20 protein-coding genes are annotated in these 17,450 nt (G+C 37.2%); 18 read left to right on the top strand and 2 right to left on the bottom strand.

Annotated elements, in window-relative coordinates:
* Positions 1 to 44: 44 nt before the first annotated feature.
* Positions 45 to 818 carry a hypothetical protein gene (locus AB674_RS09575; protein ID WP_047776038.1) on the bottom strand — a complete coding sequence of 258 codons (774 nt, stop codon included), beginning with the start codon at positions 816 to 818 and terminating at the stop codon, positions 45 to 47.
* A 104-nt stretch (positions 819 to 922) separates the two neighbouring features.
* Here AB674_RS09575 and AB674_RS09570 point away from each other — a divergent pair, with 104 nt between their 5' ends.
* The 12 genes from AB674_RS09570 to AB674_RS09515 all read left to right on the top strand — a co-directional run bounded on the left by AB674_RS09570 (position 923) and on the right by AB674_RS09515 (position 11,805).
* Positions 923 to 1,594, top strand: coding sequence for a sigma-70 family RNA polymerase sigma factor (locus tag AB674_RS09570; RefSeq protein WP_047776035.1), 672 nt, complete (start codon positions 923 to 925; stop codon positions 1,592 to 1,594).
* 32 nt (positions 1,595 to 1,626) lie between these two features.
* Positions 1,627 to 2,085: a hypothetical protein gene (locus tag AB674_RS09565; protein ID WP_047776033.1), complete on the top strand. Its 459-nt coding sequence runs from the start codon at positions 1,627 to 1,629 to the stop codon at positions 2,083 to 2,085.
* On the top strand, positions 2,069 to 3,274 hold the full coding sequence (locus AB674_RS09560; protein ID WP_047776031.1) for a phage terminase large subunit: 1,206 nt from the start codon (positions 2,069 to 2,071) through the stop codon (positions 3,272 to 3,274). Before AB674_RS09565 ends, AB674_RS09560 begins: the two co-directional genes overlap by 17 nt.
* A gap of 50 nt (positions 3,275 to 3,324) precedes the next feature.
* Positions 3,325 to 3,561, top strand: a complete 237-nt coding sequence (locus tag AB674_RS09555; RefSeq protein WP_047776028.1) for a hypothetical protein — start codon at positions 3,325 to 3,327, stop codon at positions 3,559 to 3,561.
* A gap of 3 nt (positions 3,562 to 3,564) precedes the next feature.
* Positions 3,565 to 3,963 carry a hypothetical protein gene (locus AB674_RS09550; protein WP_047776027.1) on the top strand — a complete coding sequence of 133 codons (399 nt, stop codon included), beginning with the start codon at positions 3,565 to 3,567 and terminating at the stop codon, positions 3,961 to 3,963.
* Between the two features lie 273 nt (positions 3,964 to 4,236).
* Positions 4,237 to 4,689: a hypothetical protein gene (locus AB674_RS09545; RefSeq protein WP_047776025.1), complete on the top strand. Its 453-nt coding sequence runs from the start codon at positions 4,237 to 4,239 to the stop codon at positions 4,687 to 4,689.
* Positions 4,683 to 5,105 (top strand): hypothetical protein, encoded by a 423-nt coding sequence (locus AB674_RS09540; protein ID WP_047776023.1) that lies wholly within the window; start codon positions 4,683 to 4,685, stop codon positions 5,103 to 5,105. The genes AB674_RS09545 and AB674_RS09540 overlap by 7 nt, the downstream gene beginning before the upstream one ends.
* The gene (locus tag AB674_RS09535) at positions 5,077 to 5,454 is read left to right on the top strand and encodes a hypothetical protein (protein ID WP_047776021.1); all 378 of its coding nucleotides are present in this window, start codon (positions 5,077 to 5,079) and stop codon (positions 5,452 to 5,454) included. Before AB674_RS09540 ends, AB674_RS09535 begins: the two co-directional genes overlap by 29 nt.
* Positions 5,447 to 6,652, top strand: coding sequence for a hypothetical protein (locus tag AB674_RS09530; RefSeq protein ID WP_047776019.1), 1,206 nt, complete (start codon positions 5,447 to 5,449; stop codon positions 6,650 to 6,652). The genes AB674_RS09535 and AB674_RS09530 overlap by 8 nt, the downstream gene beginning before the upstream one ends.
* Positions 6,653 to 9,124 carry a hypothetical protein gene (locus AB674_RS09525; protein WP_047776017.1) on the top strand — a complete coding sequence of 824 codons (2,472 nt, stop codon included), beginning with the start codon at positions 6,653 to 6,655 and terminating at the stop codon, positions 9,122 to 9,124.
* A gap of 33 nt (positions 9,125 to 9,157) precedes the next feature.
* Positions 9,158 to 9,673: a hypothetical protein gene (locus AB674_RS09520; RefSeq protein ID WP_047776015.1), complete on the top strand. Its 516-nt coding sequence runs from the start codon at positions 9,158 to 9,160 to the stop codon at positions 9,671 to 9,673.
* The gene (locus AB674_RS09515) at positions 9,673 to 11,805 is read left to right on the top strand and encodes a hypothetical protein (RefSeq protein WP_047776012.1); all 2,133 of its coding nucleotides are present in this window, start codon (positions 9,673 to 9,675) and stop codon (positions 11,803 to 11,805) included. Before AB674_RS09520 ends, AB674_RS09515 begins: the two co-directional genes overlap by 1 nt.
* Before the next feature lie 56 nt (positions 11,806 to 11,861).
* Here AB674_RS09515 and AB674_RS09510 read toward each other — a convergent pair whose 3' ends face one another.
* Positions 11,862 to 12,299, bottom strand: a complete 438-nt coding sequence (locus tag AB674_RS09510) for a hypothetical protein (protein ID WP_047776010.1) — start codon at positions 12,297 to 12,299, stop codon at positions 11,862 to 11,864.
* 116 nt (positions 12,300 to 12,415) lie between these two features.
* Between AB674_RS09510 and AB674_RS09505 the strand changes: the two genes are divergently transcribed.
* The 6 genes from AB674_RS09505 (at position 12,416) to AB674_RS09480 (ending at position 17,446) form a co-directional block, all read left to right on the top strand.
* Positions 12,416 to 13,519 carry an XkdF-like putative serine protease domain-containing protein gene (locus AB674_RS09505; protein ID WP_047776008.1) on the top strand — a complete coding sequence of 368 codons (1,104 nt, stop codon included), beginning with the start codon at positions 12,416 to 12,418 and terminating at the stop codon, positions 13,517 to 13,519.
* Between the two features lie 13 nt (positions 13,520 to 13,532).
* Entirely contained in the window at positions 13,533 to 14,549 is a 1,017-nt protein-coding gene (locus AB674_RS09500; protein WP_047776006.1) for a hypothetical protein, read from the top strand.
* An 80-nt stretch (positions 14,550 to 14,629) separates the two neighbouring features.
* Positions 14,630 to 15,181, top strand: a complete 552-nt coding sequence (locus tag AB674_RS09495; protein WP_131701537.1) for a hypothetical protein — start codon at positions 14,630 to 14,632, stop codon at positions 15,179 to 15,181.
* A 141-nt stretch (positions 15,182 to 15,322) separates the two neighbouring features.
* Positions 15,323 to 15,586: a hypothetical protein gene (locus AB674_RS22820; RefSeq protein WP_165579367.1), complete on the top strand. Its 264-nt coding sequence runs from the start codon at positions 15,323 to 15,325 to the stop codon at positions 15,584 to 15,586.
* A complete protein-coding gene (locus AB674_RS09485; protein ID WP_131701536.1) occupies positions 15,546 to 16,964 on the top strand; it encodes a hypothetical protein in 1,419 nt (472 codons plus the stop codon). The genes AB674_RS22820 and AB674_RS09485 overlap by 41 nt, the downstream gene beginning before the upstream one ends.
* Positions 16,964 to 17,446, top strand: coding sequence for a hypothetical protein (locus tag AB674_RS09480; protein WP_047775998.1), 483 nt, complete (start codon positions 16,964 to 16,966; stop codon positions 17,444 to 17,446). Before AB674_RS09485 ends, AB674_RS09480 begins: the two co-directional genes overlap by 1 nt.
* Positions 17,447 to 17,450: the final 4 nt, after the last annotated feature.

The raw sequence follows: 17,450 nt of genomic DNA, 5'->3' as shown, positions 1-17,450 counted from the left end.
AAAGTTTTATAATTTTCAATAAAATATTACTTGTAGGTCAAAACTTACGGTACTGGATTTGTTTCTGCTTCAATTACTTTTTTATAGAAATCGTCACGGAACTCTACGTAACCCGTACTATTATTACTATAGTTAATTATCTCAGAGATTTGTGCTGAAATATTTCTAACTAAAATATTTATCACGTCATGGTTCGGTAATTTATCGGGAAATGAATTATAATCTAAATTTTGATATTTTGTAATCAGTACTATATTATTGCAAATTTCACCAAACATTAGTACACTAAATTTTAATGATTTATCTTCTTCGGGTGGTTGTCGTAGAATGGATTTTTTTTGCTTTTCTCCTAAATAAAGATTGGCTAAAATCATAAGTCTTGCGGCTTTATCCAAGTACATGTTAAAGTCAATTTCTTTAATTGCTTTTTCCCATTTTGCATCAAAAATCTTACGATTAATTATCTGTTTTGGTTCAGATTCAGCTCGTTCAAGTGCTAATAAATTATAGGCAAAATATAATCTAGGGTATTTCGCCACTAATATATCTAAAAGGTCACATATCTCTTCCAATTTACTAACAAGTACTTGGTGACGACCGTCGCTTGCACTTTTATTGATTGCTTTAATTGATACAAATAAGGCGACGAAAGCTGCAACAGTTGCTAGGAAAGTGAAGAAGTTTCCGTACTCGTCGAAAAAAAGCGCAAAACTTGATGATTCAGTGGCAGCTTTAGTTTTTGTTACTTCTAGTATTTTAACAATTGTATCTCTATGTACTATTACAATTGTATCATGAATGGATTTTGCCTTTTGCATTTATTTAATGTTGTTTACAATTACAATTATTTAATTGGTGAAGTAAGACCTTTACTTAGGAGGGGGTAGGTACTATAATTAATTTATAAAAATATTATAAATTAATGAGACAATTTCACAAGGAACTAAAGAAAATACAAAAAGACTTACAATATCCTGAACAGCTGGAACTCTTTGACGCTTACAAAGTCAATCCCACCCAAGAAATAAAAGACCAAATCTTCAACGCTAATATAAAGCTGGTCTTTTCAATCGTAAGCAAATATAGGGATTTTAAAGGTGTTGATGTTGAAGAGGCGCAACACTTTGGTTTTATCGGGTTGGTGTGCGCAATCAATCATTTTGACCCCGCAAAAAACATTAAGTTTTCCACCTATGCAACTAGGGTAATCACAAACGAGATAAACAACGGATTGAATTTGTTTACGGGTGTTATCCCGATACCCAAACACTTATACAAAAAAGTTAAGTCGGAGTTGATACAGGAAATTACAACCTCTGATTTAGAAAGTCTACAACTAGAAAACGAAACGCTAGAAAACGACATCGATAGCAAAATCGATAAGCAAATCTTTTGGCAAATGATAAACCAATATTGTACCGTTGACGAAATCGACATCTTAATCAAAATGTATTGTTCGGAACATGAGACAAAACTTGTCAACGTAGCTAGGTCAATCGGTCACACCAAGCAGTACACCTACAACAAACTGCAAAAAATAATCAAAAGGCTGAAAGAAAATGAAGTCTTTAAAAATAATCTACGAAATACCTAACGCCTAGGGTATTGCATTCCTATAATAAAAATATGAGTAAATACATAAAATATACAGAAGAACAAAAGCAAGAAGCAGTTACACGCATATGTGAAGAGATAAGCCTTGGTAACCCTTTAACGGAAACCCTAAATAAATACGGTGCGTTGAGCGTGCCGACGTTTCACTATTGGCTAAAGAAAAATCCTGAGTTCAAAGAAATGTACACACTTGCACAGAAGCATAGAGAACAATTTTTCTTTGATGAAATCATAAGAATTGCTTACAGCGAAGAGCCGACAACGGTTAAGAAATATCGTAACAGTGAGTTATACGAAACACTAGTAAGGGACAATGTAGAAAGCAGACGTTTAAAAATTAATTCCCTTAAGTGGTGCTTGGGTAAAATGAACCCTAACAAATACGGAGAAAAAGTAATAGTTGATAATGAGACGCAAACAGCAATAACGAGCATCAAATTTATCGACTTGAACGATGCAGCTACAGATTAAACCCCTTAAACATCAAAAAACTTTCCTGTTATCGACTGCACCACATACCGCCCTTATAGGTGGGTACGGTGCTGGTAAGTCACACGCTGGTGTAATGAAGACTATCATTAAAAAAATCCAATATAATGGGTTGAATGTAGCCTATTATCTACCAACATACGCCCTAATCAAAGACATTGCACTACCAAAGTTCAGCGAATTACTTACAGAATACGACATTCCGTTTAAAATCAACAAGCATGATAACACAATAACGACACCTTACGGTAAAATACTATTACGTAACATGTCAGACCCTAACAAAATCGTTGGTTATGAGGTCGCTTATTCAATGATTGATGAGGCTGACACGCTACCAAAGGGCAAAATGGCTGACATTTTCGTTAGAATCCTCGGACGTAACAGGCTAAAATTACCAAACGGTGAGCATAATTGCGTTGATACGGTCTCAACACCTGAGGGTTTCGGCTGGTTATACGAGTTTTTTGTTAAGCAACCCAGCACGAACAAGCTAATTATTAGGGCTAGAACCTACGACAACCCGCATTTACCTACGACATATATCGATAATCTTAGGGAATCGTACAGCGAACCACAATTTAACGCTTATATCAATGGTGAGTTTGTGAACCTGAATAGCTCTAGTGTTTACAATGCATACAATCGTAAGGTAAACGGTTCAACGGAAACGATAAGACACGAAGATATTTTATATATCGGATTGGATTTTAACATTACCAATATGAATGCGGTAATACACGTAATGCGTGACAAGGTTTTACATGCAGTCGATGAAATTTACAAAGCTTTCAACACGCAGGATATTTGCGACATTTTAAAAGCTAGGTTTCCACATCATAAAATTTACATCATTCCCGATGCGTCAGGAAACGCAAGGACAACCAGCGGAGCGAGTGATTTTACAATCTTGTTGAACAACGGTTTTAAAATCGATGCGCCAAGAAAAAACCCAAATGTGAACGAACGTGTAAACGCTATCAATTTAGCATTTCAAAACGGTACATACTATGTCAATGATACGGCTTGCCCTAACTATGCCGAGGCTTTAGAAAATCAAATCTACAAAAACGGTGTTCCTGATAAAACAGGCGGTTATGACCACATCACAGAGGCGGCAGGTTATGCAGCATTCAAAAAGCTATACGGTAAAAAATTGCAAGTACTATAAGAGTTTACTTTTTAGCATGTAACATGATATTTAAAATAAAAATTATACAAATGAAAAAACCGACAGGCTGCGCAAGTTGCAAAGGAACACCAGCGAGTGACAAAGACCACTTACAAAAGATGCTCTTAAATTATTTTCCAATTCTCGAAAATGAGTTTAGAGAACTGGCAGAAAACGAGCTAGAAAATGAAGCCGTATTTAATGAATTATTCAACGGTGAAAAAATTGATTTTGGAAAACTAAAGGCGGTTTATCACTATCAACAATTAAGCAAGATTAAAAACTAAAAAATGAAATTATCACAAGTAACCGAAAGGATATACAGAACTAAAAACGACATTCCTTTCTTGAAGCTTAAGCAATTCGGTGAGGAAATCAAAGGACAAGAAACCGACATCGAATTAATCGAAAAGAAAGTCAAAGAACATTTCAATACTAGTGACTTGTTAGGCTTTCATAAAGCACTAGAGACCAACCCAAAGAAAATAAAATTTACTTATAAGGTTGATTTGGATTTAAAGAAAGCAGCGAAGTACATCGACGCTGATACGTTCCAATTGGAAAACGATTTGGATGCTTTGCTAAGGTTGTTCGTAAGTCCTAAATATTTTTCTCAAAAGATTGACGTGCATAAAATGAAATATGCCGAATGTGAATACATTATAAATTCTTTCTTGCCAGCTTATTAGACTATAAAAACCGCCACCCGTATATCTACCACCCACCCGTAATATACCAAGGTGAAACCGAGCAGACACAAGGAACACTAGAAAGACAGGCGTTTAATAAGCATTACGGGGCGTACTTAGAAATTTTATACATGCTAACAAAGGGTGACATGACAAAGATTGACGATGTACTCGAATGGGACACCGACAGATTTTTATTTCAAGGCGAGTACTTACTAAGAAAGCGACTTGTTGAAAATCTAAAATAAAAAGAATACTAACAATTAAAACTTAATGAATGAAATATATACGCTAAATAATTGGTTGATTACAGAGTTTCAAAAGAACATCTTGGTTAACACAATTTCAACGTTACCAACTCTTCAATTAGATGTTAATACACAAAACATTTACCCACTTGTAAACTTAGATTTACAAGATACCGACATTACCGAAAGTACTATCTCAATCAACTACAGGATTACGATAGTACAACAACGTGACGTTAAGCCACAGTTGACAGATAACAAACTTCTTGTTGATACCAACTACATCGACAACGTTAGCGAAACGCATTCAATCGCACATAAGCTATTGAATAAGCTATTAAGAGACTACAACGATAACAATATCGAGCTTACTTCACAATCAACGCTTAGACAGCTTAAAAATTGGTCACGCAATTCACTTGACGGTGTGCAGTTCGATATTGAATTAACGATACCCAACCAAGGCACGATATGTTAAGTACAGAAGAGATAAGAAAGATAGCCCAGCAAATCGTTGACGAAAGTAAAAAGACTGCACATGTTGACCAAGGAACGCTAAAGCGTTCAATAAGCTACACAATCGACAAAGGTAAATACATCTTTCGTCAAATGTACTACGGGTTTTACGGTGAAGACAACCCAAGCGGGATAAACTCACAGCTTGAACAGAACGCAAAGCGGCTAATGCCAAGCGGTGTAGAGTACCAAGTCGTAGGAACAGACATAAGAGGTAACACCGTTGAGACCACAATAAAAAAAAGCGGGCGAAAATTGACCAAAACATCAACAAGTAGTACCAGCAATAAGCAGACAACCAGCAATATTAAAAAGCTGATTGACCGAGCAAAACAAAACCGTTTAAAAAATGGCGATAGCGAGAAAGAGAAGAACTAAAGAAGAAATTGCAACGGATAAAATTATACATGAAGAACTAGACAAGCTTGGTGAAATCATTTATAAGGAAGCAAAGCAAAATTCTAGGGTTGCCAAAGATACCTACTATACAACTGACCGAGTACAACCAGCGGGAACACTAAACAAAGCAGGGGGAACGCTAAGAGATTCGATAAATTTTAGAATTGAAAACGATACAACGCTTGTACTGGCACAAGTTGATTACGGAGCATACCAACACCCAAACGAATTACTTGAAAGCGTTGACCGTCACACACCAGCAGCAACCAAAGCAATCATACAAACAATAACGACAATACTTACACAACCGTTTACATCTAATGCCTAGTTTAACCAATGACTTAAAAACTATAATCGACACACCCGACAAAATTAAATTTTGCAATAGTCCTATTCACATAAGACAGACCGCAATCGGTGTAAGCAATCTTATAAAAAGCGTTACGCACTACTTGTGGATTTGGAACACAGACCAAAATAAAGTACTTGGTGACGCTACGCAAATACTACCTAAAGAGCTTGTTAGTCAAAGTGATACCTACATCAATGTTAACATTGCCGACCTTATAAAATCCTGGCTTATCAGTCCAGAGAATGCGCGAAATACAAACCAACCACAATTTGCTTGGAACACCTACAGCCTGCCAGCACAAACGGGGCAAGGTGTGTTTTATCAGCTGATAAGCGAAGTACTAGAACAAGACCCGACAACCGATGCAATCATAAAACAGACGGTTGTAAGTCCGACTTATTTTGCAACGTTGGGTTATCGTTGGAACTATGAGCAGAACACAGGAAGCGACAACGGAATAACACCGTACTTATCAAATCCTTTTGGTCGTTCAATCTTAAGAAAATACAATCAATCAATTGACAACTATTTTACTAATACGTTTAATCTTGGTCAGCCAGTTGACAGTTGTACAACGGGAAACATGATAAATCAAACCAAGGTATTACCGCCAGTAAATCAAAGGTTTTGCGCTTGGGATAATTATTTGATTGTTTTTTTAAACAAATTGGGATTGTGGGACACGTTTACACCGTTCGGCAAAACTATAATATCTACAAAGATAAGTACTAGCAATTCAAATCGAATGTTTAGAGACCCAAGTTATATTGATAACTCACAAGTACATTCAACGCTTAGGGACACTTTAAATGTACTAGAATCTTACACAATCAATTCGGGGCATATTGATGAAACAGCAACGCAATTAATTGAAGAGATTGCATACAGTCCAAAGGTTTATTTAATCAGGTTCAAAGGCGACAAAGTTACAAGTAGTTCAACTGGGATAACAGTTGACAGCACCTATATAACGGTTGACAATACAAATATTACAGTAGACAACGACACGGTAACGGCTGAAAGTATAGGTTATTTTTCAACATACCAACAGATACCAGTTATACTAACAAACCCGCAAGACCTCATAAATAAAACGAGGCTCAACGACAAGGTAAATATTGAATATACATTCAAGTTTGACCAAACAAATAACAAGATTTTAGATATAAAATAAATGCAGGTAGTAACCGAAATTTACATAGCACCGTTTAGTGGGTCAACTGATTACGTAAAGTTAGACTTGTACGATGACGAAACAATCAATTTAGTCTATACGCTAAAAGACGTAACGGATTTGAGCAAAGTTTTTGCGCCTTATTCATTATCGTTTACAATCCCAGCAACGCCAAAGAATAGACAGGCGTTACAGTTTTTCGGTGATACAGATGTTTTAAAAACAAATACAACGGGTTCATATCCTTGCAAAATTTATACTGACGGTAACCTAAATCTAACGGGTAATTTCAACGTTGAAGACGCTAATTATGACCTAAATTCTCATGCGTCAATACAAGGAAGTTTTGAGACTGACATGAAAAGTCTTAAGGATAGAATAGGCAGCGATTTAATTAGCGATTTAGGAAGTATATTAAGCGGTTCAACATCGATACAATACACGCCAACAGCTGCAAAAAATTCTATAGAATCGAAACAATTATTATATAAAGAATTAGACTACACCAATAGCGGAACAACCAGCGCAAACGACATTGTTGTCAACTACATTACACCGCTTGCGTCAAATAAACGTGTTTGGTCTTACGATAAAAATAGCGACATCGTTGATAATATTGCTTACACAACCAATGTAAGTGGGTCAACACTTTCACCAATCGCAACACCTGAATTGATGCCAGCAATTAGTTATAGGTCTTTGGTTGAAATGATGTTTAAAAAATACGATTTAAAGGTTAATTTGCCTTTGCGTAAAGACAGACTTTTTAATGAAATGTATGTTTGGGTGAACGGGTCACCAACAGATGAAAAGCTAAGCAACGATAACGTTTTAAAATTCGGTTCAACTTTTAGTACTTCATATTCTCAAACTTTTAGTGCTTTCGAGGTATTTTATCCCAATGTACCAACAGCTTATGAGGGGTCACCCGAGTTTGAAGGCTCTTTTCCTAGAAAATACAATACATCATATTACACCCGTAACGATTACGATATTATTAAAATTAATATTGGGGACAAACCTAGCGGTACATTACCACCTTATGATTCCTTGCTACGTTCGAGCCAGTCAGTAAGAATAAATGTGCAGTTAGAAAACCTAATCGCTCAAGTTACAGGTGGGAAAATCACAATATCACTTAGAAGACCAAACGGGAACAAGCCACCAGCGGAATGTGAAGAAATTTATACTTCAACTACAGAAATGGGAACGTTTCAGAATGATGTTTTCATTGATATTCCTGATACTGCGTTCGATAATTACACACCTGATTTTTCACTATATCCAACATTTGAAGCGTATATTTTATTTAAGGCTGATTTAGCCACTTGGGATAAAACAAACATTTTTACACAGTTCATTTTTGCCGCTCCTTATTCGGGTTGGTTATCATTTTGGCAATGTAATACACAGGTTGCAATATCTGACGGTCACGAACAATTAAAAGCATCGGGAAAACTTGACCTTATCCAATCGTTGCCAAAAATGAAAGTCGTTGATTTTTTTCAAAGCTTTTTGAAGACATTCAATTTATCGATTTTCAACCCAATGGTTAGTACCAACGAGTTACAAATTTTAAGCGTTGAAGATATTAACGATACAGGTAAGTTTTATGCTAAAAAAGAAGTTGATTATACACCGTTTATTAGGTCTTCATCTTACACGAAATCTGTACAGGATAAATATAATAAATACAATTTTAAACATGCAACAAGCAAGTATAAATCTAACGTTGATTATTTAGCTGGTAATCCTTCTAAACTCGAGTACGGACAAATTACTCAGGACAATAACAGCGGTAAGGTAAACGAATATGCAATTGTTACCAATTACACAATTATACCACCAAGGATTGTATTAAACACAAACCTGCAAACTTATTACGGCTTTAGTAATGAAGCAGCAGAACAGCAAAACAGATATAAGCCGATAAATAACGAGTTGGTTTTATTTGTAAACAACGATTTAAGTTACTTAACCAACGGTGTTGAATTAGGTTTCTTAATGACTGATACTAGCATCATACCGCTTACTAGATATATGCTCATGTTACCGTGGTTTATGAATACAAAACAAAGCTTAGGTTTTAATGTATTGATTGATGACGTTAGCGGTAATTTAGAAAATACTCAAAAGACCAGTTCATTATACAAACGATTCTACGAAAACCAAACATCAAGACTACTAAGTGTTAACGTACTAACTCATAAGTTCGATTTGTTTTTACCGAGTTCAGAAATATATGTCAACCCGTCAAGAACGAACGAACCGCCTACAGGTTTTCGATTGCAGAATGATGTAATTATTGGTGAAACCCGTTTTAGTATTCTCGATTCAACTATCGATATAACGACAGGTAGGGCAAAGTTAACCTTATTAAACTACATAGTTAACCAAGAAAATGAAGTTGTGCCAACGCCAAATATTTACAATCCTGACGGTTACGATTCAACACAATATGAAACAATTTAATAACGAAAAACAAAGAAATATGAATTAAAAAAAATGGCTTTAACAATAGCACAACTAAAAGATTTAGTTAACATAAACTTAGCTGACAATAGCAATATTATTCCCGCTGAACATAGAGCCGTTGAACTGGCTTTGATTGATTATATTGAAACACTTCAACCAATTTCTAACAGTAACCTACCGCTTAACAAGGGTTATATAACCGCAAATGATGCTGATACAGGCGGGTTTGAGGTAGGTATTGAAATTGGTATACAATTATCAAATAGACTTCGCAAAAGTGGTAACGTTAATACGGTTACTTGTGTATCAAGTCCGAACAATACAATCTTAACGGTTAACCTGCAAAACCCACATCCCAACAATAATTACATTGTTAAAAGTTGGTTCGAATTAGTGCCAACCAGCCCTGTATTACTTCAAAATACAGCGGCAGTTGGTCAGCCAGTTTTTAACATCATATCAGGTGCTCAATTTCAAATTGTTCTAAAAGAATGGACAGGTGGAATACAAGCACTTAGATTACACTTTGAAACAGTTGGTTACTAATGGCAGAGGAAAACAAAAACATCGAGCAAAATATTAAGTTGCAGTTTGACACCAACGCCAACGAAATAAAAAAAGAGGTTGATTCTTTAACGGATTCAATCGACGGAACAACAGACGCAACAGCCGACAGTAACAAAGAAACGGAAAAAAGCGCACAGCAATACAAAGCGTTAAAGACCCAAATAAGAGAAGCAAACGTTGAATTGCAAAAGGCGGTACAAATCCACGGTGAAACGTCAGAAGAGGCGATAAAAGCAGCCAAAGCAGTTGCGGAACTAAAAGACCAAATGCAATTTGCAGCTGATTTAACGGAAACCTTCAACCCTGACCAAAAATTTAAAGCGTTGGGTGCTGCTTCACAAGTTGCCGCAACTGGTATCAACTTTGCAGCTGGTGCAATCGGTGCTTTTGCTGGTGATTCAGAAGACGCAACAAAGGTCTTACAAAAGATGCAGGCTGCAATGGCTTTCGCTGACGGTTTAAGAGGTCTTAGTGACTTGGGTGACCAGTTCGCAATACTTAAATCAACGATTCTAGCAGCAACAGCAGTCAAAGAACTAGATACAGCAGCGGAGAAAAAGAATATTATACAAAAAGGTATTAGTGCAACCGTTACTGGTGTACTTACAGCGGCACAATGGGCGTATAATGTTGCGTTAGCGGCTAATCCAGTTGTTGCAATCGCCTTGGCAGTTGCGGCTTTAACGGCTGGTATTTGGTTGCTTGTTTCGGCAATGAATGCGAGCGAAGCAGCCGAGCAAAAACAGATTAAAACCGCTCAGGAAAACGAGAAAGCGCAAAGAAAACTAACCGAGGCACGAAAAGATAGCCTTAAGGAGTTGGAACGCCAAAGAGATTTCGAACTGGCACTTGCAAAAGCAAGCGGTGCGAGTGCAAAGGAGTTGAATAAACTTGCTAATGCACACATCAACGAGGCTAGCGCAATAAGTCAAAAAAACGCAAAACTTGCCAGCCTTAACTTCTTGCGTGAGCGTTCAATCTTGTTAGATTTAAAAGCAAATGAAGCCAGCGAAGAGGCAATAAAGGCGCAAAAGGAAGCAATGAAAAATGCTTACGAGGAATTGCAAACCTACAACAAGAAAACACTTGATTTAAAAGATAAAAGAATCGATTTAAACAACGATTTTATTGTTAGTGAAACCCAAAAGGAAACCGATTTAAGAAAGAAAGCAGCTGACGACGCAAAGAAAGCAGCGGAACAGGTAGCCAAAGACAAGAAAGCCCAAGCCGAAAAAGAAGCAGCTGAGGCGTTAGCGTTAAAAAAGAAAAATCTTGAAGACCTTGCGAAAGCTGAGAAAGACGCACTTAAAGAAATTCAAGACAACAACGCTAAGACAGCGCAAGAAAAGCTAGACTTAGCCAAACAAAGAGACTTAGAAGAAATCGAAGCCTTAAGGCAAAAGGGCGTTGATGTAACTAACTTAATGGCGTACAACAAAGAACAGTACGACACGTTACAGGCTGAACTTGACGCAAAAGCGAAAGAGGACGCACTTAAAGCAAATGAGGAATATTTCGCAGCTCAGGCAGATTTAGCTATCGCCAATGCTGATAAAGAAAAAGAGATTGCCGACCGAAAGCTCGCACAAAAACAAGCTGAGCAAGATTCACTTAACAACTTGGCAAACGCTGGAATCAATGCGGCAAAGGGATTATTTGAAAAAAATAAAGGAGTACAAAAGGGAGTTATAGCGACTGAGGGTGCTATCGCTTTGGGTAAGGTTGCAATCAATACCGTTGAAGCAGTTACAAAAGACAATGCAGCCAGCCCGTTAACGTTTGGTTTGCCTTGGTCAGCGGTTCACATCGCAACAGGTGCGTTGGGTGCAGCAAGCATTATTGCCAATACATCGAAAGCACTTAGTGCGGTTGGTGGTGGTTCAGCTGGTGCTGCACCGAATATGCCAACCGCACCAACAAGCGCACCAACTAGAACAACAGCAAACGCAGCCCCACAGGTAGGGTTTCAGGCAAGCAGCGAAAACCAAATCGCTTCAACAATCGCCAGCAACACCAACGCACAGCCAGTTATTAAGACTTACGTTGTTGCGTCAGAAGTTGCCACACAGCAAGCACTTGACCGTAAAAAAGTTGAGGCTAATTCATTCTAAAAAACAAGAAACCCGCTAACATGTTAGCGGGTTTTTTATGCACAATTGTTATCGATTTATGAACTAACAGGCGGTATAACGTACTCTATTTTGGCAAGAAAAGTAGTGTCGGGTTTCGTTACTAAAAAGATAATATTACCATTTACAAATGAAATTTCAACCTTGCATATAACCTCAGGTGAACCGTTTGAAACTGGCAGTTTATAACTAGAAGTGTACACCCCGTTAATGACAGATTTGATATTAAAAACTTGCGGTGTACCACTTACTATTATTGATATTGTCTTTGCGCTTTCATTGTAAACGATTTTCGAATTTTCGTTTACATTTTTATCATATCCTGATTCAACGTAATTATTCCCACTATCATAGGCTTTTACCTCAGTTATTCTATATGAAAATGAATTATCAGTTTTAGCTTGTTCACTTTCGTCATTAGAGCAGCTAGTTAACGCTGAAATTGCTATGAATGCACAAAGTATAAATTTCTTCATCGTTTAAGGTTTAATTAGTTACGTACAAAGGTACACTATTTTTATTAATGAGTCAAGTTAACGAAAAGATTAATTAGACTGTTTACTTCGCCTTGTCTTTTTCCTATAATATTTATATGAAAAAGTATGAATTAGTTTTTAACGCAGAACATGAAGGGGTTTTTAGAATTTCCCTTGTGAAAGACCCTGCAATCGAAACAACTCTTTTACACTTCAACGCTGATAAACCGCAAGTTTTACACTTTACGCAAGACGAAAAAAGAATCGTTTACGCACCTGCAATGATACCTAATAAATTAATCTTTAGGAACAACATAAACGGTGAAAATGCTGAGGTGTTTTACACAGCTGAAACTATCGAGAAAATACAGCAAAATTACTTCAAAAACGGTTACAACTCTGTAACCAATATCAACCACCAAAACGAAAATATCACAGGGGTTTACCCTTTTGAATGCTGGATAGTAAAAGACCCGCAAAACGATAAATCTAACGCCCTAGGCTTAGACGTTCCAGCAGGTTCTTTAATGTTCGGGTACAAGGTTGACAACGACCAAGTTTGGAACGATGTAAAAAGCGGAAATCTTGACGGTTTAAGCATCGAAGCAAAGCTTGGATTCAAAGAGGTTAACGAAAATAACAATTATAAAAAGCAGACTATGAACAAAAAAAGCATTTGGCAATCAATCAAAGATTTTTACATGGCAAGTGAGGATAAAAAAGAGTTCCAAGCAGGTGATAAAAAGGTCTTTGCAATTGATTTAAAAGAGGGCGAAATCTTAACAGATGAAGCAGGTGAGCCAATCGCAAACGCTGATTTAGAAATCGATTCAAAGCTATATAAAACTGACGACTTGGGGACAATTTTAACGATTGAAGACAAGCCAACAGAAGAGGCAAAAGATGAACCTAAAGAAGTTGAAGCGGTTGCAGAAGATGCACCAGCAGAAGACAACAAAGAAGACGAAACGCCAGCTGAGGACGAAGCACCAAAAGAAGATTTAAAAGCCGAAAACGAGCAATTAAAATCAGACTTGGCAAAAGCTCAGGAAGAGTTAGCAAAACTACAAGCTGACAAAATCAAAGCTGATACAGAGTTAACGCAAATGAAAGCGGAAACACCAGCAACCCAACCAATTAAGAACATACCAGTTCAACCAATCAAATCGTACGAGGAAATGACCAACTACGAAAAGATGCAACATAACAAGAGAAAATAAATATTAACCAAAAATGCCAATTAGTTATTCAGGGGGTAAGAAAAACCCAGATTTAGAAAATATTCAATCAGAATTATACGCTGATTCTAAAACATTCAGAGACCGTACAATCGATATTCAAGAAGGTTTCAAAAGCGGTGCAGACGTGTACGAAAGTAAAGTAAACGTAACAATGAAAGCAGGTTCAACAGATGCCGTAACGGCTGACGGTTCAATCGGTTTAAACGTTCAAAAATCACCAGTTACTTTAACATCAATCGAGTACAGCGATGTAATTGACGATGCAGTTTTATTCGGTACACGTTTCGAGGCTTCAATGGCTAAAGGAGCGTTTAACCAAGTATCTGACGAGTTCGATAAAAAAGTTCTTATTCAAGTTGCGCCAGCTATTGGTGAACAAGTTGAGGACAGGCTTTGGAACGGAGCAACTACAGCTACCAAAGCAAGTATTGCAGCAGCTACAGGTGTAACAGCGAGCGTAAAAGCAGCAGTTGCGGCTATGCCAACTTCATTATTTGATTCATTACCAGTTAGAGCAATTTGGAACGATTCAAACTCTAAAACAGTTGCGGGTGCGGGTGTTGCTGATACTATAAAAGTTGCAGGTACAGCGATTACAAGCTCAAATATTGCGGCTGAGTATTCAAAATTATACGCTGGTGCGCCTGACAAAGTAATCAACGCAACAGCTTCAACAGCGAAAATCTTTGCGCCATTGGCTCACCGTCAATTAATCAAAATCGCTAATAACACAGTTGGTGCAGCTCAACAAATCAACTTCTTGGTTGAAGGTGCTGGAGCAACAGAAAAAATCTACTACAACGGTGTTGAAATCGAGTTTCACCCATTGGTTGGTTTAATGATTTTAACATTACCTGAGTACTTGAAAGTTCTTGTTGACTTGGCTGGTGACAATTCATTCTTAGAAATCGACAAAATGGCGAACGGAGCGCAAAAACGCTACATCAAAAACAAACAATCAATCTCAACGTGGGTAACTAACCAAAGATACATCACTATTTACGGATAATCATAACATGAAGTTTTAAGCCAGTCATTAACGACTGGTTTGAGGCTTTATAACAAAAGACTAAAAACATTATATATAAAATGGGTTGTACATCAATATCAAAAAGCCGTAAACTAGCTTGTAACTCAGGAATGGGTGGAGTTAAAGCGGTTGGGGTTGCACCTTACGATTCGTTGAAACGATTATCTGTTAGTGGTTCAGGCGTTACGGCACTTGCAACTGTTTACAGCGGTTCAACTATCGCAAGATTGGAACTTAAAAATACAACTGTTAACTATTTAGAGACAGCAACAGCGGGCGGTGATAATCGTAGTGTTAGTGTTGTTGGTGATATTCCTTGCGTGTTCAACGTAGCAACAGGAACAGACTTAGAAACAGCGAATTTAATAAAAGAATTACTTAAAGGTGAGGTCGTTTTATTCATAGAAAAAAATGACGGTACTATCGTGGCGGCTGGTTCTCAGCTTGGCGCACAAGCAATTACAATTACTGACCAAACAGGGGGTGCAATTGCGGACTTAAACGGGTTTACCGTAACGTTTCACACAGAAGAGCCAGACTTTTCAAGAAACTATTTGTTAACATCAGCCGCTTTGGTTGACTATGCTACAGCTATTAAGCCGTACGTGTAACAAAAACATTAATCTAACAATTAAGGCAGGCAGTTATATGCCTGCTTTTTTTATTTATACACATATCACATGAAAGTAATAAAATTAAATCAGGTTGAAGAGTTTAGTTGCGTACCTAGAGTTTACCCAAACTCAAACGACATGTTAAGCGTTACGTTAACCAATGAATTGACAAATACAAAGATAGAATTAAGCTTTACTTCTATCATTTCGGGTGCATATTTAACTATAATATTAAATACAATACCCAACGATTTTACAAGCGGCAATAAGTACGCAATTGAAATCAATAACATAACATCACAATCAATAATTTATCTAGGTAAGCTTATGATTGTTGACGAGAATACAGATATACAAAATTATGCCTACGCAACGCAGTCAAACAGCCGTTTCGAATACTAGCAAGCCGCAAGTTTTCGCTGGTAACGTTATGATGTCAGCATTTCAACCAATTGATATAAAACCACAATACGGACGTAAGTGGATTACTAACGGAACAAATAACAACAACTTTAAAATATACAAAGACGCTTACGACGACAGTCCAACCAATGCAAGTATTATCAACGCCTTTGTAAATTACATGTACGGGCAAGGTCTTTACGACGTTAACGGTCAAAACATTCAAAAATACATTAGTGATGAAGACGTCCTTTTGCTTTGTCAGGATTATAAGACTTACGGAGGTTATGCGATGCAGGTTATTTGGTCATTGGCAAAGAAACCGTTAAGAATTGAATACATTCCAATCTATAAATTAGCTATTAATGTCGATGACAGCACTGAAATTAACGGCTTTTGGTATTCTTGGGACTGGTGCAACCAATACAAGTATAAACCTGAGTTTTACCCAACCTATACAGGTGTCTATAAGGGTTACGACTTAGAAATTCTTTACGTAAAGAGACCAACAGCTGAGCCGTTTTTCCCAATCCCTGACTATTTAGCTGGCATTCCTTGGGCTAAGGTTGAAGGACAACTAGGAAATGCGGCAAAGCAACACTTTATAAACGCAATGAGCGTCCTTACAGTCATCAATTATAATGGTGGTCGTGCTGAGGATGATGTCGCAGAAATACAAGCGCAAAACGTACGTAATAAAGTCGTTGGAACTGAAAACCAAAGTGCGGTAATCGTATCATTCAACGAACATGCAGAAGACGGTGTTACGGTTGACCAACTTTCACCGCCTGAACTTAATCAACAAAACGTATTCTATTCAGAGGAAGCCGAAAGAAAGCTAATTATTGCACACTCAGCACCACCGATTTTATTTGCTGGTTCAACAGGTGGAAACGGTTTTAGTTCAAACGCTGACGAAATCGCAACGGCTACCCGTGGGCTATTCAGACGACACATAAACCCAATGCGTACGGTAATAATCAACGGTTTAGATAAGGTTTTTAATGTGATTGATTCGAGTATCGATTTAGATTTTGAAGACTTTGCAGAAGAGACAAAACTTGAAAACACTAACAATTCAAGCAAATCACAAGATACATCAATCAACTTAATCGATTCGCCAGCAGAAGCCGACAGCGAACCAGTTGACACTTTTGATGAAGCAACCAAACAGGCACAAGCACAGCTTAAAGGCTCAGTTGGAGGTGTGCAAGCGATACTAGATATACAAGCCTCTTACGTGGCTGGTACTACTTCATACGAAAGTGCTATCGCAATGTTAAACTTAATCTTTGGATTCAACAGACTACAGGCGGTTAGGCTTTTAGGAGACCCAAAGCCAGCTGAAAATAACGCAAATGTAACACCAATTGCATAATGGCAAAGACTAAAATATTATTAACACCTAACATGATAAGTGAAACGGTTGGTTTTGGTGGAAATATTGACATCAACCAGCTAACGCCAAGCATTGTAATTGCTCAGACAACCTATTTAAAAAGGATTCTAACGAGTGACTTATATAACAAGATTGTTTCTGATTATAGCGCAGGAACATTAACGGGTATTTACGAAACTATTTACACTGATTACGTTATCGATATACTTTCTTTTTACTCAGCAAGCATGTATTTATCAATTAACACCAGCAAAACGACCAACGCAGGAACTTATAAAGTAAGTGTTGACGGTTCGCAAAATTTACCACTTAATGAATTGGTAATACTTGGTAAAAATTACGAGGCAATAGCGATAAACTATGAGCAAAATTTCTACGAGTTCATGAGTAAAAACCCAGTTCCCGAATACGGAAAAAATAACGATACAAGAAATACAACCAACTTAATAGGTTGGTATTAAATTA

The sequence above is a fragment of the Flavobacterium sp. ABG genome (assembly GCF_001027725.1).
Classification (GTDB): Bacteria; Bacteroidota; Bacteroidia; order Flavobacteriales; family Flavobacteriaceae; genus Flavobacterium; species Flavobacterium cupriresistens.
This window is presented reverse-complemented; position numbering and strand designations above follow the sequence as displayed.